The sequence below is a fragment of the Chitinophaga pendula genome (assembly GCF_020386615.1).
Taxonomy (GTDB): domain Bacteria; phylum Bacteroidota; class Bacteroidia; order Chitinophagales; family Chitinophagaceae; genus Chitinophaga; species Chitinophaga pendula.
Genome location: NZ_CP077769.1, coordinates 173,809 through 199,138, shown reverse-complemented (window position 1 = coordinate 199,138; position 25,330 = coordinate 173,809). Strand labels below are relative to the sequence as shown.

The window sequence follows — 25,330 nt, the reverse complement described above, 5'->3', positions numbered from 1 at the left end:
TGCTTTAAATTATGTCTAACCTGTGAAATAGTAAAACGGTTTGCGGCCCCGACATTGCGTACAAACAACACTGTTGAGTATTACATTTTTATGTCATAATGTGTTATAAAGTGTGCTTCCCTGCGGTTTTAAGGCGGTAAATCTGAAAAAGGCGCATACCTTTGCATTGAAAAAACCATTTGATCCGTCCCGAGCGGGTGATAACCATTCCTAGATGAATTACCAACTGCACCTATACCAACGGGTATGCTACCGGCACGTAGTTTTATGCCTGACATGGCTATTTTTTGGCTTTATGACTGGCTATGGTCAGTCGAAGCCTTCTTTTATTGCATCCAAGTCTTCTGGATGTGTGCCATTGTATGTACAATTCAACAATACATCTGATCAGCCAGCGGAGAGTTGGGAGTGGACGTTTGGTATTGGGGCGGGGTCTACGCAATGGGAGCCCGGTAAGATCTTTGATGTGCCGGGGACTTATACGGTAACGTTGACGGTGAAGTATGCGGGGCGGCCTGCGGAGCAGGTTTCGCAGCAGATTACGGTGTACAAGAACCCGGTGGCGGCGTTTACGCCCTCGGTGATGCAAGGATGTACGCCGTTGGCGGTGACGCTGACGGACCGGTCGTCTCCCGGAGACGGAACGATTGCGAAGGTGACCTGGGATTTCGGGGACGGTACCAGCGGGGAGGGGGCAACGATGGCGCATACTTATACGACGGGCGGGCGGATGAACATTTCGAACATTGTGACGAACAGTCATGGGTGTACCAATGGATCTTCGCAGGTGGTGGAGGTGCAGGATGCGCCGGTGGCCAGTTTCAGCAGTGACGGGCAAGGTACTTGCCAGGCGCCCCCTTATAATGTACATTTTTTCAATACGACTAAGCATCCCGGAGGTACGGTATTGACGTATGAGTGGAATTTCGGGGATGGGACGACGAGTACGGAGGAGCATCCGCAGCATACTTACCAGACGGAAGGTTTGTTTACGGTGACGTTGACGGCTAAGACCAGTGGTGGGTGTGTGCATACGATCCGGGAGGCGGATTACATTGCTATTCAGCAGATAAAGCCTGATTTTGCGCCTGCGCAGACTATCTGTACCGGTAACCGGGTGACGTTGACCAATACTACGCAGCCCAGGCCGCGGCAGGCGATCTGGACGTTCCCGGACGGCAGTACGCAGCAGGGTATCCATGCTACCTATACTTTTGGCAGTGCCGGTGATTTCCAGGTGAAGATGCTGGCGATCGGCGACGGTTGCCAGCAGGAGATTACGAAGACGGTGCATGTGGAGACGCCGCCGGCGGTAGGCTTTACGGCGACGCCTAATCCCAGTTGTGCGATCCCTTCGAGTACGCAGTTTACGGCGCAGACGGGTAATGCGGTAAAATGGTACTGGAGTTTTGGTGATGGTGGTACTTCTACGCAGCAAAACCCTTTGCATGCATACCAGGCGGAAGGTAAGTATACGGTGACGCTGGTGGCGACGAATGCGCAAGGTTGCAGCCATTCGCTGACGCTCAAGGAATATATACAGCTTAAGCGGGTGGAGGCGACTATTACGCCAGCGTTGGCGGAAGGGTGTTTGCCTTTTGAGGCTTCATTTACCTCTTCTGTGAACACGCTGGACCCGGTGGTGAGTTACAAGTGGGATTTTGGCGACGGGGCTACCAGTACGGATAAGGCCCCTAAACATATTTATACGACGGAAGGCAATTTTGCGGTGACGCTGGAGGTAACGACGGCAGGGGGGTGTAAGGTGACGACTGGCGGTATGGCCAGTGCGGGCCGTAAGCCGGTGGTAGATTTTGATGCTACGCCGAAGGAGACCTGTCAGCCGACGAATGTGCAATTTACGAACCTGTCGCAGCCCAGGGGTACTTCCTGGTATTGGTCTTTTGTGCAGGACGGTACGAACAGTTATGATGAATCGCCGAAGCATCAGTTCCAGCATTTCGGCAATCATGATGTGGCGTTGGTGGTGAAGAACTACGGGTGTGTGAGTACGTTGCTCAAGAAGGATTTCGTTAAGATCTACCCGCCGGTATCGCGGTTCCGGGTGATCAAGGATTGTGATAACAAGTTATTTTATCGTTTTGTGGATGAATCGGAGTTTGGGCCTGACAATCCGAAGCGCTGGAAGTGGGATTTCGGGGATGGCAGTGCTATTGTGACGGATCAGTCGCCCTCTCATAGTTATGCGAAGCCCGGGCAGTATACGGTGGTGTTGACGGTGAGTGACGGGCATTGTGAGTCGGTGAGTCGTCAGGTGGTGAATGTGATCGACGAGCATCCGACGTTGACGGTGAATGTGAACAGTGCCTGTATAGGCGGAGATGCGTTCCGGTTTATGGTGGGGCCGATGCAGTATGGTAATATTCTGTTGTACCGTATCAACTTTGGGGACGGGACGGTGGTGACGATCCCGAGGGAGCAGTTTGATGCTTCCCAAGCGGTGGTGAAGCGATATAGTTCATCCGGCAAGTATGATGTGTACCTGGAGATTGTAGATGCGAACCAGTGTACGGTGCAGTCGCCGATATTACCGATCGTGGTGAATGGGGCGAAGGCGCGGTTTACGGTTGACGGGCAGGCCTGTAAGGGCAGTACGATGACTTTCAAGGATGCTTCTTCTGCCAGTTCGGGCAATAAGATCACGAACTGGACCTGGCGTTTTGCTGACGGGACGCCGGATGTGGATGTGGCGACCCGGCCGGAGCATTATCCTCATAGTTTTCAAAATTTTGGTCAGTACCCGGTGCGGTTGGTGGTGACGGATGAGCATCAGTGTAAGGATTCGGTGACGACTACGGTAGATGTTGCGGTGATCCGTGCGGTGTTCAGTACGTTGAGTGCGGAGGCCTGTCTTAACAAGGATTTTTCTTTCTTCAGTACGTCACAAGGGGCGACGAAATTCAAGTGGGATTTTGGGGACGGCGGTACCAGTACGGCGGAGAACCCGGTGCATCAGTATCAGCAGCCCGGTCAGTACAATATTACGCTGACGGTGGCGAACAGCCAGGGATGTGAGGACCGTACGACGGCCAGTAACTATATCCAGGTGGGAGATCCGCGGGCGGCGTTCAGTTTTCCGTCGCAGCTGGCTCCCTGTCCGCCGGTGCTGGTATCTTTCACGAATGCTTCTACCGGTTATGTGCGTAGTGCCTGGGAGTTTGGGGACGGCAGTACATCGCAGCAGCAGACGCCTACGCATGCTTATAACCGACCCGGTGATTACCCGGTGACGCTGACGGTGTATACGGAAGGCGGCTGTAGTAATGCATTATCTAAGAACATACATATACAGGGACCTGACGGGCGGCAGACGGCGACGCCGAAGGATGCGTGTTTGCCGGCGGAGGTGACGATGCGGGTGACGGCTACGAATGCGGTGAAGTATATCTGGGATTTTGATGATGGTACGGTGATGACCGGTACCACGCCCAGTGCTTCTTACACCTATCCGAAGGAAGGTGTTTATTATCCCCGAGTGATACTGGAAGATAACCGCGGGTGCCAGGTGCCGGCGTTGGGTAGTGAGCGGGTATTGATCGACAAGGTATTGGCTGATTTCACATCTGATGCGACGCTGGCTTGTGGCGGCGGTATTATCCGTCTTACGAATAAGAGCAGCAGTGTATCGAATACGAAGGAAGGACGTGCGATGAGTTATGCCTGGGACTTTGGGGTGGCGGACCGTACGGATGATGTGAGTAATGTTGCTGATCCGCAATTCCGTTATGACAAGCCCGGAGATTATACGATCAAGCTGGTGACGACCAGTGCATTTGGGTGTAAGGCGGAGGCGACACTTCCTATTAAGGTAGCGCCGCAGCCTGTGGCGGAGATATTGCCGATCACTCCTATCTGTGCGGGTTACAGTGTGCGGTTGCAAGGGCGGGAGACAGGTAATTTGCCTGGTACGCAATGGACCTGGCAGGTGGGTGATGGTCAGCCGATGAATGTGATAGAGCCGCCTCGGCAGACTATTTCACAGCCCGGCGTTATCCCTGTGAAGCTAACGATTACTAATGCGGACGGTACGTGTCCGAATACGGCGAATGCGACTATTACGGTGCATGCTCCTCCCCGATTGAACCTGGGGTCGCCGCAAAATGTATGTGTGGGATCTTCGACGCAGTTGCAAACGAATACGGACCCTGGTACACAGGTGACATGGACGAACTACCAGATCTCTAATATTCATAGTTTATCGCCCGTGGTATCGCCATTGGTGGATACGGTGTATCATGTACTTGCGGAGAGCCAGTATGGATGTACCAATGAAGCGGATATACGTGTAACGGTGACGCAGCGGCATAAGGTACAGGCGGTGAATGCGGAGATGTGTAACGGTAAAAATGTGCAGTTGCATGCGAGTGGGGCGACGCGTTATCAGTGGATACCCGCTGAAGGGTTGAATCGTTCTGATGTAGCAGATCCTATTGCCAGTCCTGCTATTTCGACTACCTACGAGGTGGTTGGTTTCGGCCGGGATGCCTGTTTCCGGGATACGGCACGTGTGTTGGTGACGGTGCGGCCTTCTCCGCAGATCAATGCGGGGCAGGATATGGTGGTGCCGGTGGGTTCGGAGATACGGATACCGGCGCAGGGTAGTCCGGACATTACGCGGGTACAATGGCAGCCGGCGACCGGGTTAAGTTGTACGGATTGTCTGCAACCGCTGGTATCGCCTAAGACGGCGATGACGTACCTGGTAACGGCCAGCAATCAATACGGTTGTGTGAGTACGGATGATATTACGATCAAGTTGGTTTGTCAGTCGGGGGTTACGTTCCTGCCTAATACCTTTACGCCTAACGGGGACGGTCAGAATGATGTGTTCTATATACGCGGGAAGGGTATCCGGTTGGTGAAGGTGTTCCGGATCTTTAACCGGTGGGGGCAGGTGATGTTTGAGCGCGGCAACTTCAATATCGAGGATATGTCGATGGGATGGGACGGTAAGATCAACGGGCAGGTGGTGAATCCGGAGGTGTTCATTTACTATGCAGAGCTGGTCTGTGACACGGGTGAGCTCTTTGTGTTGAAGGGGAATGTGACGGTGTTGCGATAACGATACGGGCCGGGGGCGACAGCTCCCGGCTTTTTTATAACCAATTGATACTTAATATGAGCGGATATTACATCTGTTACATTCTGTAATTTTTCTTAATTTGTAGCAATTTTACCATACCTATCTCCTATGAAATACCTTAGGTCAACGTTTTTTCCTATGCTGTTGCGTGTTATGCTGGTATTTGCCGGCATTGGTTACAGTGTGGCGGTGACGGCACAGCAGGCTACTTATACTTACACGGCTGATCCGACCACTCATTGTGCACCAGCTACGCTTTCTTTCAAAAATACTTCTACGGGTGTTGCTACTTCTTACCAATGGGATTTTGGTGACGGGCGGCGTGTGACGACGACGGATGCGCAGGTGACGTATACTACGCCCGGTACTTACCGGGTGAAGCTGACGGCGACTTATAGTACGGGTACCAGTGAGGTGTGGAAGGACATTACGATACATGCAACGCCGAAGCCGGATTTCACGGTGGATCAGGCTAGCAGTTGTAAGGGTTATACGGCGACATTTACGGAGTATACGAGCAACGGGGTATTGCGTACGTGGGATTTCGGGGATGGCAGTGCACCGGTGACGACATCGAACAATTATGTACAGCATGTGTACAGTAAGGCCGGTCATTTTGATGTGACGGTGAGTGTGGCGAATGCGCAAGGATGTACGGAGACTATTACGAAATATGCTTTTATCAAAGTGGAGCTGCCGGTATTGGTGCTTGCTGACGGTGGTACGGAGGGATGTGCGCCATTCGATGCTATGTTGACGGCGACGGTGAGCGGGTTGGGGAATAACCTGGTGACGGCGTATCAGTGGGCATTTGGAGACGGCAGTATGCAGACGACGAGTGTGCCCAATGTACGTCACCGGTATGCGAATGTGGGCGGGTATGATGTGACGCTGACCATTACTACGCAGCAAGGGTGTACGGCTACGCGTACGTTTGCTCGGCGGGTAAAAGCAGGTACGGCGCCCGGTAATATCAGTTTTACGGTGACGCCTGCGGTGGTGAGTTGTACGGGAGCGCCGGTGCGATTGCTGGCCGATGCGACGAATGCGGATGATTACCGTTGGGATTTTGGCGACGGTACGACGGCGGCGGGTGCGGATCATGATATTACGCATCAGTTTCGTGCGAACGGCATGCTGACGGTGCGGATGCAGGCCGGTTCGAATGGTTGTTACCAGGCGGCGGCGCCGGTGGAGGTGCAGGTGAACGGTGTGGTAGCGCGGTTTAGCTGGCAGCGGTCCTGTACGAACAAGAATGAATTTATTTTCACGAACACTTCTGTTACGGTCCCCGGGGTGACCTATGAATGGGATTTTGGAGACGGCAGTACGCCGGTATCCAGTCAGCATGCGACGCATATTTATTCACAACCTAACAGTTATACTGTCAGGTTGACACTTAAAGACGCGGCCAACAATTGTACGACCAGTGATTTCCAGACGCTTACCTATTTCCGGGCTGATTTCAACACGGGGGTAAACACTATTTGCCGCGGGCAGGATATCAGCTATGGGGTACTGAATGTACCCTCTCAGCTGGTAGGAGGTTACAGCTGGCGTTTCGGTGACGGCGGGGTGGTGAATACGACGTTGCCGGATGTGCGGAAGCTGTTTGCCAACAAGGGGACCTACACGGATACGCTGATCATCCAGTACAAGGATGCCAGTTTATATTGTCCGGATACGATTGTGAAGCAGCACCATATTAACATTATAGCGCCGGTGGCTGATTTTGCGGTAAGTGGGACGGCTTGTACGGGGCAGCCGGTGACGTTGGTGAACAATTCTCAGCCCAGTCCTAATATCCCATTGACCAGCTGGCGGTGGCAGTTGGGCGGCGGTGTTACTTCGACGGCGCAGGCTCCTACCCCACTGACCTATACTGCGGCAGGTACGGTGCGTATCAAGCTGGTGGCTATTGACGCCCGTAACTGTGTAGATTCTATCGAGAAGCAGGTGATCATACAGCCGGTGCCGACGGTACGGGCTACGGCGCCCGGGAGTAAGCTCTGTGAGGGTAACAGTATTACGCTGACGGCGCAGACCAATGCGGCGGTGCAATGGTCGCCACCGGTGGGATTGAGTTGTACGGATTGTGCGGTTACGCAGGCCTCTCCTACTGTTAACAGCAAGTATTATGTTACGGCGACCAATGTGCAAGGCTGTTCGGTGAAGGATTCTATTACGTTGCAGGTGGTGCCGAAGGTGCAGCTGGCGGTGCGGACGGATACGACGGTATGTGTGGGTAACTCGGTGTTGCTGACATCTTCGGGGGCTACCCACTATAGCTGGTCGCCTGCGGATTACCTGACGGTGACCAATGTGGCGGCACCTATTACTACGCCGGCGGGGGACATTGTATATACGGTAACGGGATCTAATGACGGTAGTTGTCCATCGGAGAGCAAGCAGGTCAAGATATCGGTACGGCCGTTGCCTACGGTGAATGCCGGCAGGGATCAATCGGTGATCGTGGGGACGCCTATTACGTTGCAGTCTACCTATAGTGCGGATGTGGTGAAATGGGAATGGACGCCGAAGGATTACCTGGATTGCGGTACTTGTCCTACTACCCCGGCTTTGGTACGGAAGCCGACTACTTATAGTCTGACGGTGACGAACCAGTATGGTTGTATCAAAAGTGACGTGGTGGATATTGAGCTGATATGTAGTCAGGATGTGGTTTTCATCCCTAATGCCTTCAGTCCTAACGGGGATGGTCAGAATGACATTTTTTATGTACGGGGGAAGGGTATCCAGGTGATCAAGTCGTTCCGGATCTTTAACCGGGTGGGCCAGGAGGTGTTCCGGCGTGAAAACTTCAACATTGATGATGTAAGTTTCGGATGGAATGGTACCTTTGCCGGCAAGCCGCAACCTGCGGATGTATATGTTTATTTGCTGGAGGCCTACTGTGACACTCAAGATTTCTTCCAGCTGAAGGGGAATATAACGTTATTCAGATAGTTTTTCGGACAATTTTAGAGCACCATAGACCATACCTAAAAAAACCTTTGCCAATATGAAAGCCTTTAGAGTAATACTGATGGCTATTGGTATTTGCGGTACTACAGCCGTGAATGCCCAGGACATACACTTATCCCAATTCTATGAGACGCCGATCTTACGCAATCCTGCGTTGATAGGTATTTTTAATGGGGATGTAAGAGTACAGGCGGTTTACCGCAATCAATGGAACAGTGTCACGATCCCTTACCAGACGGGGACGGTAAGCGGGGAGTTAAAGTTTCCTGTAGGCGCTTATGACTTTGTCACTGCCGGTGTGCAGATGACCTATGACCGTGCGGGCACTTCCCGGTTACAATCGGTGCAATTCTTACCTGCTGTCAACTATCATAAATCGCTCAGTGAGACGCGGAACATGTTTCTGTCGCTGGGATTTATGGGCGGTGTTGTGCAGCGGCAGTTTGACCCCTCTCATCTGACTTTCAACAACCAGTATATGGGGGGACGTTTTGACCCCTCGGCTCCTACCGGTGAGGAGGGGCGGCTGGCATTGCAAGGGTATACTTACCTGGATGCGGGTGCAGGTATGAGTTTTAACAGTACGATCGGAGAAGATGTGAATTACTTCTTTGGGGCAGCGGTGTATCATTTCAACAAGCCGAAGGTATCCTTTTATAAAGACAAGACGGCGGAGCTGGCGATGAAGTTCACTATCAACGCTGGTATTACGATCCCTATGTCGGAGCGGGTGAAGTTCATTGGTCAATATAATCAGCTGCACCAGGGTTCTTATACGGAGTTCATTGGCGGCGGGTTGATTGGTTATGGATTGATGGACCAGGGTTTGGAGTCTGACCGGGGTATTTATGGTGGGTTGTTTTTACGCTGGAATGATGCGATCGTGCCGGTGGTCAAGCTGGATATGGGTAAGTATGAGATAGCGGTGAGTTATGATGCCAATATTTCGAAGCTGCGTACGGTGAGTCAGTCTTTTGGCGGCTTTGAGCTGTCGCTGGTGTTCAAGGATTTCCTGAACAGCCGGAACAGTACATTAGAGAGTGTGAACTGCCCGAGATTTTAGGCGGATATCTGCTGATAATACGAAGCCCGGACATGTAGTATGTCCGGGCTTTTTTATGAAGAAGCCGGATCAGAAGTTTTTATACTCTCCTGTCAGGTATTCTTTGCCTGTTTTGTCATATGCGGCGACGCTGATGGTTACCTTTCCCCCCTGTTTGTCTACTTTGTTAACAGCCAAGTAGGGGGTTTTGATGGCTTTGGCCATTGCTATGTTGTGACCGACGGGCTCTGTGAGTGTGCTTACCCGGAAAGGGATGTAGAACCAGGCGTTGTGTCCCTGCCGCGCTACCGGGTAGGTATCCGCTGTATTTCCATTCAATGCAACGTAATTATAAAACGGGTACATTTTGTCGTACACATCGGCAGACGGATTGCCTGAGATCGGGTCCCAGTTTTGCCAGGCAGCCAGGAATGGTTGGATGGTACTCAAGTCAAATAGGAAAGGGATGCTTATGTTGGCTACCGGCTGTTGGTAGCGGAGATTTAATGTTCCCTGTATGCCATTAATGTCTTTGAGGTCCGTTATATTTCTCAGGTCGAGTAATACGGCATCGTCTGCCCATTTCCAGCTATCTGGTCTTTTAAACAACACAAATGTTGCTCCCCCTTCGGGTTTATAGGCTGCGCCACTCTTCAAGCATTGGATGGTGATGGTTTCTTTTTGTACATCCAGTACTTTGAATACGTAATCGGTTATATTGCTATAGGGGCTACCCATGCGCATCAGGGAGGATATGACCGATCCGCCGGAGAAGTTGAGTAAGGTGCCGGAAACGCCTTTGTTCACCAGGTAGGTAGATTTGTTTTGGGTGGTGGTACCGTATACTGTTCTCATGCTTACGATATTTTTCGCGGTATCAAACTTCATTACGACTGGTACGTAGACGGTATCAGACTGTTCTGTTTTGACCATTATCACCCAGCCATTGGGTGCGCTTCCCAGGTTTCGCACGAGTTCCTGTTCTGTGGCGGTGACTGTTGCCGCGAGTTTTTCTGTAGTGGTGGTAATGTTATCTTTTTCGCAGGAAGCGATACTGGCTGCCAGCAGACATAATATATACCCAGCTATTGGTTTAAATAATTTATACATACAGGTTCTTTTAAGAAGATTAATAAATGAGTTTATAGATCACCTGCTGTAGTTTATGCAGATCCATTCCTTTATCCTGGTAGTATTTATAGATGTAGTTGTATTTAATCTTCAGTTTATCATTTGTATCGATCAGTTTCAGTACATCTTGTTTGGGATACCTGGTGATATGTTCTACGGTGGTGGCGAAATCTTCTTCGGGGGCGAAGCCGCCATATTTTCTGAAGAAGCCATCTTTGTTGGCCTGTGCATCGGTTTTGGTTGGCCAGGCTTCTTTATAGTAGGTGCCCACGGATATACGGTCGAAGAATTCTCCTCTACCATATTTCTGATCCTGATTATGTGCATGTTCGTGCCAGAGGATGACCACATGATCATGTACGGCAGCTTTATCGAGTAGGTTCAGCTGGTTGATGCCACCCATTCCCAAGCGGTAGAACTGGCCGTTGAAACCCGCGCCGCTTCCGACATCGGTACTGGTGGGATGGGAATGATAGTAACCACCCATGAGTACGAATTCTACCGGAGTCTGGTCTTTAAAGTATAGCGGGAAGTCTTTTTTCAAGGGTTCCAGCCAGAGGCGTTTCAATACGTTACGGGTGTAGGCCAGGGCTTTATCATAATTAGGCGGATAATAGAAATCATTGGGACGGATGACCTGTGGCGTGTATTCGTATACGATCTTCACGCCATAGTCCCGGTATATGGAGTCGCATAATGAGTCGAGTGCATTCCATTTATCCTTTGGCTTATTATTGATCGCGAAATAGTCAGTATTTGCTGCCGGCAGTGATAAATGTTGTTCTTTCTTACACGCGGTAAGCCATACGATGGTGAGGAGGATAATTGATATAGATAAGATTGCTTTTTTCATGTTATCTGGGATTTAGTTGACCTTCCAATACGGGATTACCTATTCTTGCGTTAAGCGGGATCTGCAAGGCTGTTCTCGGATCATTGGGTAGCAATGTAGCATCGATGGTATTAGAAAACTGATCCAGTTTGTGTGCTACTTTTATTCCCAACCTTTTGACATCGAACCATCTGAGTCCTTCTGTCAGGAATTCGACGCGGCGTTGATCATATACGAGTTTCAGCAACGCGGCGTTGTCCATACCAGCGGTATTGAGTGGTGTATAGGTGACCATTCTTACTTTTCTCAGTTCTTCCAGGTCCTGAATAGCGGTGGCAGGGTCGGGTGCTGCTTTCCTGAGGTTAGCCTCTGCGCGGGACAGCAATACTTCTTCCATATTGAAATAGGAATAGCGGGACTTTTGCCAGTCTGTTCTATTTTTTACCATATAAGTAGCGTTGTCTATTACGGTACCTGCATTGGTTGTTATGGCATTTCTGTAATCATTGACGGCGAAGATATTCAATGCTTCTTCGGTGATATAGAATCCGCCCCAATTATTACCGAAGGGTTCATGTACGTAGTCTGACTGAACTGCCAGCAGGATATTGGGATGGGAGGAAGGATCATTAAACTGTTGTGAAAAAAAGTTCCATCCGGCTGCATATAGTACATCGCGGTCTTTTTTGAGGTCTCTCAGTACACGACCTTTCTGACCGATGGCTTTGTCGGCGTAGAGGACTGTCTTCTCAAAGTTGGACTGGTAGAGGTTCAGCCTGGTAGCGAAAGCATAGGCAGATGCCAGTGAAAACCGATATGGACTGGACGGCACTTCTGACGGATATTTTTCGAAGATATCGATGGCCTGGTACAGGTCTTTTTCGATCTGGTCGTATGCCTGTTTGACGGTCGCCCTGGCGTATACCGGTCTGTTGGATTTATTTACGTTCAATTCGAGTGGTACGGCGAGGTCTTTGTCGTATGTGGCGGGATTGTAGTGTTTACCGAATAGATTGGTCAATATAAAGTAGCAATAGGAGCGGATCAGTAGTGCTTCTGCTAATACGACCTCTTTTTTGCGGGTATCTCCTGCTGCTGCCATTACATTTTCTATCACGACATTGGCCATATATATCTTGCTGTAATATCCCCTGTAAGCGGTAGCAGGAGAGTTGTAGTTCAATATGTAGTCATAATCATCTTTGAAGAGATACAAGGGTATGTATATCGGTTTCCAGGCACCTTGCATCAGGTTGGATACCAGTTTATAGTTATCCGTTAAAACTTCTGTAAAGAGGTCGTATCGCACCGGGTAAGCGCTTTTAGCAACGCCGGCATAATCTTCCACGTTCTTAATTTCCAGTCTGTTATCGAACGGTTCATCCAGGTATTTTTTACAGGATGTAAGTACGCTGGGGAAGGCGATGAATATGATGATACTAAAGATAATTTTCTTCATGTCTGTAAGGATTAGAAGCCAACACTAAGGCGAAAAGAATAAGTTCTTGGATTCGGGAGGTTCACACCTGTTATATAGAGATCAGGATCTACTCCTCTAAGTCTTTTGCTACCCCAGAACGCGATGTTATTGGCGGCCAGGGACATCCTGGCGCTTTTGATAGCGCGCATTCTGCTGAGTAGTCGTTGTCCTACATTGTAGCTGAGCATTACTTCGCTCAACCGGAAGTGGCTGGCATCTACTACTCTTTCGGTGCTTCTGTTGTAGGCCAGTTCATTGATAGCAAAGTAGGTGTCTATATAGCTTTGCTGTACGGTGGTGAGCAGGCCGGGGATATTAGTCTGGGTTTCGTTGCCAGGTGTTCTCCACATGTAATTCAGGTCTGCGCTTTTGGAGGTATTGTCTTTGTATGTGAGTTCGGCGATAGGATTTTTGAATACTTTATGGCCCAGGGCATATGTCACAAATACTCTTAGTTCGAGTTGTTTGTAGCCGAAGTTGGTAGCAACGGAGCCTGTAGAGGTGGGTGTGCGGGAACCGACGTATTGTACCAGTGATCTATCCTGATCTCCGGGGAGTACATCGCTCACGACGCCCTTGCTGTTATAGAAGGTAGGTCTGCCAAGCTGGTTCAACCCGGCATACCGGAATGCGAAGAGGCTTTCGAGGGGATATCCATTGAGGCCATAGCCGGTAGGGCGTGTGATGGTAGTGAGGTTAATGGAGGCGAGTTCGCCATCTACTATCCTGTTTTTCACATATCCGTATACGAGGTTAAATCCCCATCTGAAATCTTTACTGCTTAATACATTGCGAATGCCGATATTGATGTCCAGTCCTCTATTTTCCATGCTGGCCCAGTTGATCTGTTTAGTACTGAATCCTTCTTCCAGGGCGGTATTGAAATTGGTAATGAGGTCTTTATTTTTTCTGCGGTAATATTCTACGGAGCCGGTGACATTATTGTTGAACAAGCTGAAGTCCATTCCGAAATTGACGATATAGTCGCGTTCCCAGTTGAGGTTGTACAATTCTGGTGCGCTGATACGGACACCTACATCATTATTCTGTGCGTCATACCTAATGAGGTTTTCATACACGGCATTCATCATGGGCGAGGTGCGGAAGGTATTACCACGAAGGGCGTAGCTGGTTCGCAGTTTAAGGGATGATATTTTATCCTGCCAGTTTAGTTTTTTGAAAAATTCTTCCTGTTCTACGTTCCAGGAGAAGCCGAAGGAATAGTTAGGCAGGAATTTGGTGCGTACGCTTCTACCGAAGATGTTGCTACCATCCAGTCGTCCTGCTGCTTCGAAGTTATATTTTGACTTGTAGCTATACTGATGGGAGGTATAGAATCCCAGGTTCCTTTCTGTTTCAAATGATTCCTGGTGCAGCAGGTCGTTGTCGTTGACTGCTTTCATGTATGCGAGCATAGAAGGCGATGTTCTCTGGCCTGCATAGTGGAGGTATCCGAATACTTTATCATAGTTATAATCGGTTTTATCGGCTCTTACTTCGACGCCGGCCAGTGAGTTCAGCGAATGTTTCTTCCATGCTTTATTAAAGGTGAGCTGATTTCTCAGGTAATAAAACTTACCAGCATTGGAGCGTACGATCTTAATACCACCAATGGGTAGGATCGTTGCTTTTATTGCGTTGGGATCGTTAGGATTCTGATACAATAAGTTATTGGCATTTCTCAGGCTGTTTGTATAGTCGACGCGATAGGCGTTAGCGAGGTTAGATCTTTCGGTAGCTGTTTGAGCGCTGTTACTTACGGTGCTCCGGAATGAGGCGGTCATTTCGTAGGTGAGTGCGGGGGTGATCTTGACGGTGGGCCGTACCATCACGCGGAATTCCTGCGCTTTCAGTACACCGAAGTTTTCTTCCAGCTCGGTTAGTATATTAAACGGGGCGAGGTTGCTCAGGTAATACTTTCTTGAGCCATCTTCATTATAGGGATACATGGCTCTGCTGGTACCTGTCGCATATCCTGCGGGATTGATCTCAAAACTTCTGGATACGTCTCCATAGCTGGTGGTGGCGTTCTGTGTGCCCGGTGTGTTTTGTGAGCGGCCTACGTAGTTAGCGTTGATATCGATGCTGAGTACTTTATTGAGGTTGAGTACCTGTCTGAAGTCGGTGGTATATCTTACGTTCTTAAAGCCGATGGCCTGTCCGTTGTCATGTACGTAACTACCGGAAACGTAGAAGGTATTTTTTTCATTACCACCGGAGAAGGACAGGTTATGTTCCTGTACGATGTTATTTCTAAACAGCACGTCAAACCAGTTGGTATTAGCGACGGTTGCTTTATCGAGGTCGCGGTATACTTCTTGCAGGGAGCTTTGTCTGAGGCCATATCGTCTGAAAGCTTCTGTAAAGGGGCCTGTTACTTTAGGCCAGTTATCGTTGGAATAGTATCCGGCATCGAACAGGCGTTTATACAGATCCATTTCCTCCCGTGAATTCATCAGGTTGAATTGGTTGATATTGGGTTTGAGGCCTATGTTGATAGCGGTGGTAAAGTTGACGGCCAAATTACCTGCCCGTCCTTTTTTGGTGGTAATGGATATGACGCCATTGGCAGCGCGGGTACCATAGAGGGAGGTTGCTGCACCATCTTTTAGGATGGATATGTCTTCAATATCCTGGGCGTTTAGGCCAGCGATAGCGGAGCCTAACAAGGCGGCGGGGTCGCCGGAGTAGAGTTGCCCTACGCTTACATTTGCCGGCGAGGAGATTGGTATTCCATTTAGTACATATAGTGGTTCCTGGTTGGCGGATATGGAGGCGTTACCACGTATACGGATCTTTGGAGAGGTGCCGAAGGTGCCGGATACGTTTTGTACGGAGACGCCTGCTGCTGCGCCCTGCAACATTCTTGACACATCAATATATCCTGTTCTGTCGAATACCTGTTTATCGATCTGTGTGACGGAGCCTGTAAATTTTCTTTTATCCAGTTGCTGAAATCCGGTAACGACTACTTCATTGAGGCTTTTGTCGCTGCGGCTTAGGGCTACGGCTGTCAGGTCTGCATCTGCTCTTAATTCCCGGGTTTGATAGCCGATATAGGAGAAGACCAGCGTCACCTCTTTTTTTTCCACTTTTAGTGAAAATTCGCCCGCAGCGTTTGTCAGGCTGTGGTTTCGTGTTCCCTTTTCTATTACGGTGGCACCTGGCAGGGGATTTTTATTTTCATCCAGGACTTTTCCTTTCACGATTATCTTTTCCTGTTGTTGCAAGCTGCTATTGCTGTTATTTACCGGCGCTGCCGTTGTTACTACAGTAGTGAGCAAGGAAAGTGAGAGTAGTGGCAGGTATAGTGTTTTTTTCAAGGCATAGGTTCCCCCTACGACCCTTGCAGTCATTGAATACATATACATCGATCTGGTTTTAAGTTGAGTCGGAAATAAATGTGGAGTTACGGACAGCTGTGACGATCCGGTTTGATTCTTTTTGTGATTTTAGTTGTGATATAATGTTAGTCCGATCAGGCTGATTTATTATGTAATACGCTATACTGGAATGAATGTAATATCAGGCATAGTTCATAAGCTGTATACCTATAAGATACCCGCGTTTGATTTTTTTGCCCTTTGATTGTATTTTTTTTTCCAGAAAATTGTCTTGTCGTAGCGGGTTAGAGGTATTTACTGATCCAGTTGCTTTTCCTTAGTATAACGGTTGCGCACCAACTAAGTATGATACCGACGATGGTGGTAATAAGGAATTTGGAGATGGCGGAGATGTTGACAGGCAGGAGGAAGTACTGGCACCAGACTACGAAGATGTAGTGCAGGAGGTACATGCCGTATGCATTTGCTGCCAGTGATCTCCAGATGGTGCTGGTATGCGATATGAGCTGGCGGAATAGGGTGAGGAAGGCAATGCAGGTAAGTGTGCAGGAGAGTATCCACAAGGTGCTGTGCAGGAGGGCATATTGCCAGGCGGTCACCTTTTTGTCGGACAGCAAGGAAAGTAGCGGTACATCTGTTGCTTTGATGAGCAGGAAGGCGGCGATGGCGGCGGGGATCCACAAGGGCCATTTTTTTACGAGCGGGCTGTTGATGGCGAGGATGCCATTGTCCAGGCCCGGAGCGCCAATGATAGCGCCTGCTACGAAGTAGCCACCATAGAGGAAGAATCGGCTGAGCTGGAAGTCGAAGGGGCCGATGCCGATCCAGAAACCGGGGTCTATTATGAGGGTGATGGGGACATATAGGATCCAACTATACAGAAAGGCTACCAGGCATATACGAAAAGGCCGGTGTTGCTGTGCGGCGAGGGATTTGCCGATCCGGTTGATGGCATTGGTCCATATGCGGGCACCTTTGGCGAAGCAATAGCTATAGAAATAGAGTAGCCAGATGAACCAGGGTGGGCCTACGGGCCATGCTTCAGTAGTAAAGTAGTCTATGATATATGCTTTGATACCGTGCTGGGGATGTCCCTGGTAGTAGGCGGGATAGTAGGCCAGCATCATCAGGAGGGTTACGCCTACCAGGAAGGGGATGAAGAGGCGGTTACGTCTGTCACGGATGAAGGTGGGTATGCCTTTGCGTTGCAGGCTGGGCATGACGAATATGCCACTGATGAGGAACATCAGTGACATGAAGAAGATATCATTGCAGGAGAGGAAGATGTCTATGGCTTTGGACCTGGCGTTATCGACGACGGGGTGCGTGGAGAGGATATAAGCTTGGGGGTTGAAGTGCCCGAAGGTAGCATATGCAAGTGAAGCATGGTGGGCTATTACCAGCAGGGTAATAAAAGAGCGGAGGTTATCCACCCAATCGTTACGGGTCGATGGTTGCGTCATGGTTTCAGGTGTTATTACAAACTTAACAACAAAGCTGCAGTCTTTTGGTATTGTTTACTACTTGACAGCTTTACATCTTTCACATTTTCCCTTACATTTACGCCCGGAATTTTATTCCGGATTTTCTTTCACCCTTTAATTTTTACCCGCTATGCAAGTAACCGTAGGCAGTAAAGCACCGGATTTCAAATTATACAATACAGAAAAGCAACCGGTATCTCTGGAGGACTACAAAGGTAAGAACCTGTTGATCCTGTTTTTTCCACTGGCTTTTACAGGAGTATGTACCAAAGAGCTGTGCAGTGTAAGAGACGGCCTGGCTAACTACAACAACCTGGCTACTGATGTGGTTGGTATCTCTGTGGATTCTCCCTTTTCCCTAGGCAAATTCAAAGAAGAGCAGCAGTTGAACTTCCCGCTGTTGTCTGACTTCAACAAGGCAGCTTCTCTGGCTTATGGTGCTTATTATGACAAATTTGCACTGGACCTGGAAGGCGTATCTAAACGTTCTGCGTTTGTGGTAGACAAGGAAGGGGTTGTTCGTTATGCGGAAGTACTGGAGAATGCTGGTGATCTTCCTAATTTCGAGGCGATCCACGAGACCCTGAAGAGCTTATAAACAAAAAGGGGCATTCAAAACCGTTAAAGTTTTACTAAATAGTCGCGGCAGGCCTTCTTAATTGGCTTGCCGTTTGCTATTTTTAATATGTTTACGTGGTAAAATTTAAATTGCAGATATTTGAAAAAAACTTTATCTTTATAAGACTATGTTGAAAACCTCTACTCTCTTCATTTTATTATTCGGATTTGCATGCATGCTGCCTCTGGCCGGCAGGGCGCAGAGCGGCAAGCCCTTTTCTTCCGAGTCGTCAGAGGGTGTGGTGAAGCTGGTTAAGTTGTACCCTAATCCTGCTACTACCAAGATCAATTTTGAATTACAACAGCATAATAACGACAAGGTATATGACCTTATTGTGTATAACTTCCTGGGAAAGAAGGTTGATCAGGTAAAAAGAATCAACACATTAACGATAATGAACCTGGATAACTACTATAGTGGTGTTTATATTTTCCAGGTGCGGGATCAGCGCGGCAACCTGATTGAGTCGGGTAAGTTCAACGTCGTCAAGTAGTTACGTTATTTATTCTATTATCAGGGGGCTGCCGATGGCGGCTTTTTTTGTGCCTTATGCCGGCGGATAATGCGTACCTTGCGTAAAAGCCGTAATCCATTGACCTACAGATCATTTTTCTCCACTTTAGTACTGATATTATCATTTTTTGGTTCATTATATGCCCAGCAAGCGGCGGATAGCAGCAAGGGAGCTGACTTATATGATAAAGCCCGGAAGGTGCTTTATCCGGCAGATGGCGGGGAGGGGCGTTATGAGGCGTATGCCCTTTTATTGCGGCAATCGGCGGCGGCTGGTTATTCGCGGGCGCTGTACGATATGGCGCGGCATTTTTCGGACGGCGGCCCCTGTGGGGATTATACGACGCGGGTGGATTGTGCATTTAAGGAGGATAAGGACAGTGCGCGGCTACTTTACCGTGTGCTGGCGGCAGCCGGTTATGTTCCGGCTCAGGAGCAGGTGATCTCTTATAGCAGTTATTATGACGATCCGGCATTGGATGAGGCAGCCAATGACAGTGTACGTTTTCTTTGGTGTGTAGCCTGTGCTGACAAGGGTAGCCCGCTTTGTTTGTCGCGGTTGGCGGTACTATATGAATCTGGTATTGGTACGGCCGTCAGCCAGGAGAAGAGCCTGGAGGCGATTAAACGCACCGGGGGCTTGGATTTCGACCAATATGAAAACATGGATGATACCAAGGGGGTTATTATGTACAGCCGGCTGGAGCTGGCTTACCGGTACCAGGTGGCGGATAGTATTGACAAGACGTTGTTCCGTTCTGAGACGCGTGAGATCCGGCCTATTCCAATTGATTATTTTGAGAGTTATGTGTGGTGTTTACTTTGTAATGAGAACAAGCGGCATTATATAGACGGGTTTGATCTGCAGGATTTGTTGTTCAAGTTGACCCGGCAAGCGGCATCCCATCTTTCAGCGGCAGAGCAACAGGCAGCTGTGGCGCGTGCTGGTGCTATTATCAAACGTCCTTTAAAAAACATGGGTAAGTTATACCAGAAAGAAAGCTGGCGGGATTAGTTTTTTTCTTGTGTGGTATTGCGCTACTGCAAGGTGTTAGCGGATGCTATGTCATGTGGTATCCTATGGTGATGTTTCGCGTATTTCATTTTTTGTCAGGGTACACTACTTATCAGGTGACGCCATAGTGTCTGTATTTTGATAAACGAGACAGGGGCGCTCTGTATTGCAGAGGGCCCCTGTTCTGTATGATCTCTTCCCGGCTCAGGATACCTCTACGATGAGGAATTTGAGGTAGGTAGTATTTTCTATGTTCCAGAGGATGGGGTGGTCCTGTGCCTGTGTTTGGAAGGTCACCTGGCGGAGTTTCTTTTTGGCATCTTTGGCGGCCATGTCGATGATCTCCAGGAATAGTGACGGAGGTACGAGGTTGGTACAGGAAGCGGTGACCAGGAATCCGCCCGGTTTGAGGAGTTTCATACCACGGAGGTTGATCTCTTTGTAGCCGGTAATTGCTTTCTGGATGTTTTCCCTGCTTTTGGTGAATGCGGGTGGGTCGAGGATGACTACATCGAATTTCTTCTCGTCGCGGGTCCACTGTTTGAGTACGTCGAATGCGTTGACAGCCTGGAACTTGCATATATCCTGCAGGTTATTGAGTTCGGCATTGCGACGGGCGGTGTTGACGGCGTGTTCGGAGATGTCGAGGCCGAGTACGCTTTTGGCACCATAGTGGCCAGCATGACAGGAGAAGGTGCCGGTATAGCAGAACGCTTCGAGTACATCGGCATCTTTGACGATATGCTGGATGGCGCGGCGGTTGTCCTGCTGATCGAGGAAATAGCCGGTTTTCTGGCCATTGACGATATCTACATGGAATTTCAATCCATTTTCGTTGAGGATGATATCGGTATTGAAGGGAGCGCTGAGGAATCCTTTCTGTTGTGGCAGGCCTTCCAGTTCGCGTACGGGGACGTCATTACGTTCGTAGATACCTTTTGGGGAGAAGATGGCGTTGAGTGCATCTATGATGGCTCCTTTCCATTTATCCATGCCCAGGGCGAGGGTTTGCAATACGAAGTAGTCGTTGAATTTGTCGATTACCAGTGCCGGCATTTCGTCGGCTTCGCCGAATACGAGGCGGCAATTTTCCACATAGCCTAGTTTTTTACGATATTCCCAAGCTTTGAGCAGGCGGTGGTGGAAGAAGGCGGCATTTACCTGTTCGTCTTTATCCCTAGTGAGGATGCGGACCAGTATCTGGGACTGGGGGTTGATATAGCCACGTCCGACGAAGAATCCCTGGTGGGTGTGTACATCTACGATATCGCCGGCATTTACGGGGCCGTCGATCTCTCCTACTTCATTGCCAAACACCCAGGGATGGCCCTGTAATACTCTGTTCTGTATCTTCTTTTTTAAGAAAACTTTTGTCATTTATTCTGATTCGAACCGCAAAGGTAGCTAAATTCATGTTTGTACGTCGGTTTTTCAGGGGATAGACCGTCAATTTGTCGTCTTTAAAGCCTTGGCAAAATAATTGTCTGGTGTACTTTTGCAGATAATTATAACCATCATGACAGTAAACGAAAAAGACATGCAGGCAAACGGACAGGCTAATGCTGGCGCAGAAGGAGCCCAAAACACGCCAGGGAACACAGCAAACACTAGCGAGACCTCTAACCTGAATGCCGACGTGAATGAAACCGGCGAACTGGACAAAAAGCAGCAGGAACTGGGTGAGATGCGCGATAAATACCTGCGCCTGGTTGCGGAGTTTGACAATTACAAGAAACGTACTGCCAAAGAGCGTATAGAGCTGATGCAGACTGCCAACCGCGAGGTGATTGCTGCGTTGTTGGATGTGCTGGATGATTCTGAGCGTGCGAGCAAACAATTAGAGCAATCGGCAGACATTGCCGCTATTAAAGACGGTGTAATGTTAGTTTTCAATAAGTTAAAGAGCACTTTACAAGCCAAAGGTTTGAAGCCTATGGAGAGTGTACATAAGGAATTTGATGTGGATCTGCACGATGCTATTACGGAGATCCCGGCTCCTACCGACGATCTGAAGGGTAAAGTGCTGGACGAGGTGCAGAAAGGGTACTACCTGAATGACAAAATTATCCGTCATGCCAAGGTGGTAGTGGGTAAATAATGCCGATCTGACATAAGCGACAGAAGAAGATTTCCTGATTTTGGGGCTTGTTACGAACACCACAGTATAGCCTTTCTCCTATACCGGAGGCGGACGGTCATCCAGATCAAGGAACATATATAATAAAAAAACACGCCGAGCCCAGCTCGGCTTTAAGCGTATTAAAATGTCTACCAAGCGAGATTTTTACGAGATACTGGATGTATCCAAGTCCTCCTCACAAGATGAGATCAAGAAGGCTTACCGCAAGGTGGCTATGCAGTATCATCCTGACCGTAACCCCAACAATAAGGAAGCGGAGGAAAAGTTCAAGGAAGCTGCTGAAGCCTATGAGGTACTCAGCGATCCTGATAAACGTGCGCAATATGACCGTTTTGGTCACGCCGGCGTAGGAGGTAACCGTGGTTATGGTGGTGCTGGTGGTATGAATATGGATGATATCTTCTCTAATTTCGGGGATATCTTCGGCGACGATCTGTTTGGCAGCTTTTTCGGAGGCGGCCAACGTGGCGGTGGAGGACAGCGTCGTGGCCGTGGTACCAGGGGTTCTAATCTGCGGGTGAAGATACGTCTGACATACGAAGAGATTGCCAAAGGCACCAACAAAAAGATCAAAGTAAAGAAACATGTTCCTTGTGGTACTTGTAACGGGCTGGGGGCTAAAGATAAAAGTGCTTTCCAGACCTGTGGTACCTGTGGTGGTTCCGGGCAGGTAAGAAAGGTAACACAGACTTTCCTGGGTCAGATGCAAACGGTGACCACTTGTCCTAACTGTAACGGGGAAGGGCAGACCATTACTAACAAATGTACCAGCTGTAAAGGTGAAGGCCGTGTATATGGTGAAGAGATGGTAAGCATCGATATCCCTGCTGGTGTACAGGAGGGTATGCAGCTCAGTATGAGCGGCAAGGGTAATGCCGGCGAACGTGGCGGCGCCCCTGGCGATCTGCTGATACTGATAGAAGAGGAGCCACATCCGGAGTTGCACCGTGACGGTCTGAACGTGGCTTACGACCTCTATATCTCCTTCCCGGATGCCGTATTCGGCACTTCCCTCGAAGTACCTACTATCGACGGTAAAGCCAAGATCAAGATACCTGCCGGTACCCAGAGTGGTAAGATCTTCCGGCTGAAAGGTAAGGGCTTCCCTTCCGTTAACTCTTATGACAAAGGCGATCAGCTGATCCACGTGAATGTGTGGACGCCACAGCATGTGTCTGCCGACGAGAAGGCGATGCTGGAGAAATTGCAGACGGCTAATAATTTCCAACCTAATCCGGAGAAATCTGAAAAGGGTTTCTTTGAGAAAGTAAGGGATATCTTTAGTTAAGCCTATCATTATAAAATATGAAAAGAGAACAGGCCAAAACCTGTTCTCTTTTTTTATGTCTATTAACTGGCAGTATAGGAACCAATATTTCTGCTTCCCCATATTCCCTATACATACTGTCTTTAAACAGTATAAAGTCCGTTTAACACATCGAAGAAGCGAATTCTGGAAAGTTTTTGATATTTTAGCCCTCACCAACCAACCAATCTATCATCGCATATAAAAGGGGGACATTTCAACTAATGGATGCATATAACGAGCGAGACATCATCGGCCGTATCGTTGCAGGAGATGAGGCAGCCTTTGCTGTGTTTTTCCGGCGTCATCACCCGAAGATATACCAGGTAGGGCTGTTGCTGACACATAGTGCGCAGCAGGCTGAGGAGCTGGTACAGGAGGTGTTTATGAAGGTATGGCTGAAGCGGGCACAACTATCGGTTATTACAGATGTATCTTCCTGGCTGTTTATCATTGCCCGTAATGATGCTTTTAAAGCTTTACAGCGTCATAGTCGCCGGCAGGAGCTGTTGCAGTCGCTGGCTATCTCGCAGGACCTGGAGGATGTCTCGCATGAGACAGATGATCTGATCATTTATCGTAACTATCACGAGTTGTTAGGCAAGGCTATCAGCCGCTTATCGCCCCGGCAGCAGCTGGTATGGCGGCTCAGTAAGGAAGAAGGACTGAGGCGGGAAGAGATTGCGGCGCGGCTGGATATACGGCCTGACACTGTCAAAGAATACCTGGCTGCGGCCACCAAACATATAAGAGCCTACCTGCTGTCTCAGCAAGGTATTAAAACAGGTGTAGAGGTGCTATTTATCTGGAGCCTGTATATGATGCAATAATTTTTTTTATTTCCCTCCCCCCAAAATAACTGTTAGCAGGATCTTTATTTATATCGCCAGCATGTATCATCTATAACAGGGGCTTTATTACACATGGACCAAAATCGACTTACATATCTGTTCGGCAGACATATTGCCGGCGATGCAACAACAGCTGAGATCAATGAATTCAATGCGCTGGTACAGGATGCACAATATTCAGCGCAGCTTATCTCACTTATTGACACCTTACTCTATGATATTCCAGGGGACAAAGGCCTTCCAGAAGACCGTATTACTGCTGTACTCAGTAATATCACGCAGGTATCTGCGCGGCCTGGCAGGCGGGTGATTATGCATCGATGGCGGTGGGCGGCGGCAGTAGCTTTACTCGTTGTTGCCGGTTATGCAGGCTATCTGCTACTACAGACCGGTAAGCGCTCCGCTCCTTCCCTGTCGCTTGCTGATCAGCGCGGGAGTATCAACAAGGCAGTCCTGACATTGGGTAATGGAGATACGCTGATACTGGATGACGACAACAACCGGGTGATCAATCTGCAAAGCGGTAAGCTTGTTCAGCGAGGCGGGCAGTTGCAGCATATGACTGGTAACACTACAGGAGCACCTGTGATCAATACATTGACAACTCCTGCCGGCGGGCAGTATAAGGTGATATTGCCGGATAGTAGTGTGGTATGGCTGAATGCGGCCAGTAGTCTGCAATACCCGGACCACTTTAATGGCCCTCAGCGGAGGATCACATTAGTCGGTGAGGCCTGTTTTGAGGTGCATGCGGCAGCTAGCCAACCCTTTATTGTACAGACGGCATTGCAGGATGTGATCGTGCTGGGTACGGCCTTTAACGTCAATGCTTATGCCAATGAATTTAAGGTGGTGACTACCTTACAATCAGGCGCTGTTAAAGTATGTATGCCCGGCAGTACATCGGGTCAAATATTACATCCGGGAGAGCAAGCAGTGAATACGGTACAGCAGCCGTTGCCGGCGGTATCTATGGTAACTGCAACTGATGCGATGGCCTGGAGAGATGGGCTCTTCGTTTTTGACAATACCGATATTCCTACGGTAATGCGTGTATTAGAGCGTTGGTATAATGTCAGGGTATCTTACGAAGGAGGTGTGCCGGATGTTCATTTTACGGGGCAGGTAGCCCGTTCGGGTTCATTGAGCGATGTATTGCAAATGCTCACACAAATCAGCCATGTACATTTCAGACTTATAAAAGCGAACAACGAGAGCGGCCAGGACGTGATTCAAGTATTAAATAAATAACAACCGGTGAGGAGGACCGTACCATTACAATCTAATTGCCATCTAAGCAGCGCACACTAAACAGATCAACCATTTCTTAATAACAGTTATCCGGTGACAGCCGGCATTTTATCAACACAACATGTACCATCGGGGCGTGCTGGTCAATTATTGCCTACGCATCACACGCTTTCCGATCGGTATCTGGCCTGACAATGAAATCCGGCAGTTCCCACCACTCTGACTACCGGGGA

At 49.0% G+C, this 25,330-nt stretch carries 16 protein-coding genes; 10 read left to right on the top strand and 6 right to left on the bottom strand.

Going from position 1 to position 25,330, the window contains the following annotated elements; all coding sequences use genetic code 11:
• Positions 1 to 214 precede the first annotated feature (214 nt).
• The 3 genes from KTO58_RS00695 to KTO58_RS00685 all read left to right on the top strand — a co-directional run bounded on the left by KTO58_RS00695 (position 215) and on the right by KTO58_RS00685 (position 9,152).
• Positions 215 to 5,083: a PKD domain-containing protein gene (locus tag KTO58_RS00695; RefSeq protein ID WP_095841236.1), complete on the top strand. Its 4,869-nt coding sequence runs from the start codon at positions 215 to 217 to the stop codon at positions 5,081 to 5,083.
• 159 nt (positions 5,084 to 5,242) lie between these two features.
• The gene (locus KTO58_RS00690; protein ID WP_198315062.1) at positions 5,243 to 8,071 is read left to right on the top strand and encodes a T9SS type B sorting domain-containing protein; all 2,829 of its coding nucleotides are present in this window, start codon (positions 5,243 to 5,245) and stop codon (positions 8,069 to 8,071) included.
• Between the two features lie 55 nt (positions 8,072 to 8,126).
• Positions 8,127 to 9,152 (top strand): PorP/SprF family type IX secretion system membrane protein, encoded by a 1,026-nt coding sequence (locus KTO58_RS00685; protein WP_095841238.1) that lies wholly within the window; start codon positions 8,127 to 8,129, stop codon positions 9,150 to 9,152.
• A gap of 69 nt (positions 9,153 to 9,221) precedes the next feature.
• On the opposite strand, the gene KTO58_RS00680 is transcribed toward KTO58_RS00685, so the two are convergent.
• The 5 genes from KTO58_RS00680 to KTO58_RS00660 form a co-directional block, all read right to left on the bottom strand.
• Positions 9,222 to 10,241: a DUF4302 domain-containing protein gene (locus tag KTO58_RS00680; protein WP_095841239.1), complete on the bottom strand. Its 1,020-nt coding sequence runs from the start codon at positions 10,239 to 10,241 to the stop codon at positions 9,222 to 9,224.
• Positions 10,242 to 10,260: 19 nt separating this feature from the next.
• Positions 10,261 to 11,115, bottom strand: a complete 855-nt coding sequence (locus tag KTO58_RS00675) for a substrate import-associated zinc metallohydrolase lipoprotein (protein WP_095841240.1) — start codon at positions 11,113 to 11,115, stop codon at positions 10,261 to 10,263.
• A gap of 1 nt (position 11,116) precedes the next feature.
• The gene (locus KTO58_RS00670) at positions 11,117 to 12,553 is read right to left on the bottom strand and encodes a RagB/SusD family nutrient uptake outer membrane protein (protein WP_095841241.1); all 1,437 of its coding nucleotides are present in this window, start codon (positions 12,551 to 12,553) and stop codon (positions 11,117 to 11,119) included.
• A gap of 11 nt (positions 12,554 to 12,564) precedes the next feature.
• The gene (locus KTO58_RS00665; RefSeq protein ID WP_157753306.1) at positions 12,565 to 15,939 is read right to left on the bottom strand and encodes a SusC/RagA family TonB-linked outer membrane protein; all 3,375 of its coding nucleotides are present in this window, start codon (positions 15,937 to 15,939) and stop codon (positions 12,565 to 12,567) included.
• Positions 15,940 to 16,202: 263 nt separating this feature from the next.
• Positions 16,203 to 17,381: an acyltransferase family protein gene (locus KTO58_RS00660; RefSeq protein ID WP_095841243.1), complete on the bottom strand. Its 1,179-nt coding sequence runs from the start codon at positions 17,379 to 17,381 to the stop codon at positions 16,203 to 16,205.
• Positions 17,382 to 17,532: 151 nt separating this feature from the next.
• Between KTO58_RS00660 and KTO58_RS00655 the strand changes: the two genes are divergently transcribed.
• The 3 genes from KTO58_RS00655 (at position 17,533) to KTO58_RS00645 (ending at position 19,549) form a co-directional block, all read left to right on the top strand.
• Positions 17,533 to 18,000, top strand: coding sequence for a redoxin domain-containing protein (locus KTO58_RS00655; RefSeq protein ID WP_095841244.1), 468 nt, complete (start codon positions 17,533 to 17,535; stop codon positions 17,998 to 18,000).
• 148 nt (positions 18,001 to 18,148) lie between these two features.
• Positions 18,149 to 18,514 carry a T9SS type A sorting domain-containing protein gene (locus KTO58_RS00650; RefSeq protein WP_095841245.1) on the top strand — a complete coding sequence of 122 codons (366 nt, stop codon included), beginning with the start codon at positions 18,149 to 18,151 and terminating at the stop codon, positions 18,512 to 18,514.
• 69 nt (positions 18,515 to 18,583) lie between these two features.
• Positions 18,584 to 19,549: an SEL1-like repeat protein gene (locus KTO58_RS00645; protein ID WP_095841246.1), complete on the top strand. Its 966-nt coding sequence runs from the start codon at positions 18,584 to 18,586 to the stop codon at positions 19,547 to 19,549.
• A gap of 204 nt (positions 19,550 to 19,753) precedes the next feature.
• On the opposite strand, the gene KTO58_RS00640 is transcribed toward KTO58_RS00645, so the two are convergent.
• Positions 19,754 to 20,926, bottom strand: coding sequence for a class I SAM-dependent rRNA methyltransferase (locus KTO58_RS00640; protein WP_225859995.1), 1,173 nt, complete (start codon positions 20,924 to 20,926; stop codon positions 19,754 to 19,756).
• Between the two features lie 139 nt (positions 20,927 to 21,065).
• Here KTO58_RS00640 and KTO58_RS00635 point away from each other — a divergent pair, with 139 nt between their 5' ends.
• The 4 genes from KTO58_RS00635 (at position 21,066) to KTO58_RS00620 (ending at position 25,097) form a co-directional block, all read left to right on the top strand.
• Complete coding sequence (locus tag KTO58_RS00635; RefSeq protein WP_225859994.1) at positions 21,066 to 21,647, top strand: nucleotide exchange factor GrpE; 582 nt, start codon at positions 21,066 to 21,068, stop codon at positions 21,645 to 21,647.
• Between the two features lie 166 nt (positions 21,648 to 21,813).
• Positions 21,814 to 22,977 carry a molecular chaperone DnaJ gene (gene dnaJ, locus KTO58_RS00630; RefSeq protein WP_095841247.1) on the top strand — a complete coding sequence of 388 codons (1,164 nt, stop codon included), beginning with the start codon at positions 21,814 to 21,816 and terminating at the stop codon, positions 22,975 to 22,977.
• Positions 22,978 to 23,219: 242 nt separating this feature from the next.
• Entirely contained in the window at positions 23,220 to 23,825 is a 606-nt protein-coding gene (locus tag KTO58_RS00625; RefSeq protein WP_095841248.1) for an RNA polymerase sigma factor, read from the top strand.
• A 93-nt stretch (positions 23,826 to 23,918) separates the two neighbouring features.
• Positions 23,919 to 25,097: a FecR family protein gene (locus tag KTO58_RS00620; protein ID WP_095841249.1), complete on the top strand. Its 1,179-nt coding sequence runs from the start codon at positions 23,919 to 23,921 to the stop codon at positions 25,095 to 25,097.
• Positions 25,098 to 25,330: the final 233 nt, after the last annotated feature.

Coding starts and splice junctions, on each gene's coding strand:
- KTO58_RS00635 (WP_225859994.1), top strand. CDS start 21,066: ATGACAGTAAACGAAAAAGACATGCAGGCAAACGGACAGGCTAATGCT.
- KTO58_RS00675 (WP_095841240.1), bottom strand. CDS start 11,115: ATGAAAAAAGCAATCTTATCTATATCAATTATCCTCCTCACCATCGTA.
- KTO58_RS00650 (WP_095841245.1), top strand. CDS start 18,149: ATGTTGAAAACCTCTACTCTCTTCATTTTATTATTCGGATTTGCATGC.
- KTO58_RS00680 (WP_095841239.1), bottom strand. CDS start 10,241: ATGTATAAATTATTTAAACCAATAGCTGGGTATATATTATGTCTGCTG.
- KTO58_RS00660 (WP_095841243.1), bottom strand. CDS start 17,381: ATGACGCAACCATCGACCCGTAACGATTGGGTGGATAACCTCCGCTCT.
- KTO58_RS00620 (WP_095841249.1), top strand. CDS start 23,919: ATGGACCAAAATCGACTTACATATCTGTTCGGCAGACATATTGCCGGC.
- KTO58_RS00665 (WP_157753306.1), bottom strand. CDS start 15,939: ATGTATTCAATGACTGCAAGGGTCGTAGGGGGAACCTATGCCTTGAAA.
- KTO58_RS00695 (WP_095841236.1), top strand. CDS start 215: ATGAATTACCAACTGCACCTATACCAACGGGTATGCTACCGGCACGTA.
- KTO58_RS00655 (WP_095841244.1), top strand. CDS start 17,533: ATGCAAGTAACCGTAGGCAGTAAAGCACCGGATTTCAAATTATACAAT.
- KTO58_RS00640 (WP_225859995.1), bottom strand. CDS start 20,926: ATGACAAAAGTTTTCTTAAAAAAGAAGATACAGAACAGAGTATTACAG.
- dnaJ (WP_095841247.1), top strand. CDS start 21,814: ATGTCTACCAAGCGAGATTTTTACGAGATACTGGATGTATCCAAGTCC.
- KTO58_RS00625 (WP_095841248.1), top strand. CDS start 23,220: ATGGATGCATATAACGAGCGAGACATCATCGGCCGTATCGTTGCAGGA.
- KTO58_RS00690 (WP_198315062.1), top strand. CDS start 5,243: ATGCTGTTGCGTGTTATGCTGGTATTTGCCGGCATTGGTTACAGTGTG.
- KTO58_RS00645 (WP_095841246.1), top strand. CDS start 18,584: ATGCGTACCTTGCGTAAAAGCCGTAATCCATTGACCTACAGATCATTT.
- KTO58_RS00685 (WP_095841238.1), top strand. CDS start 8,127: ATGAAAGCCTTTAGAGTAATACTGATGGCTATTGGTATTTGCGGTACT.
- KTO58_RS00670 (WP_095841241.1), bottom strand. CDS start 12,553: ATGAAGAAAATTATCTTTAGTATCATCATATTCATCGCCTTCCCCAGC.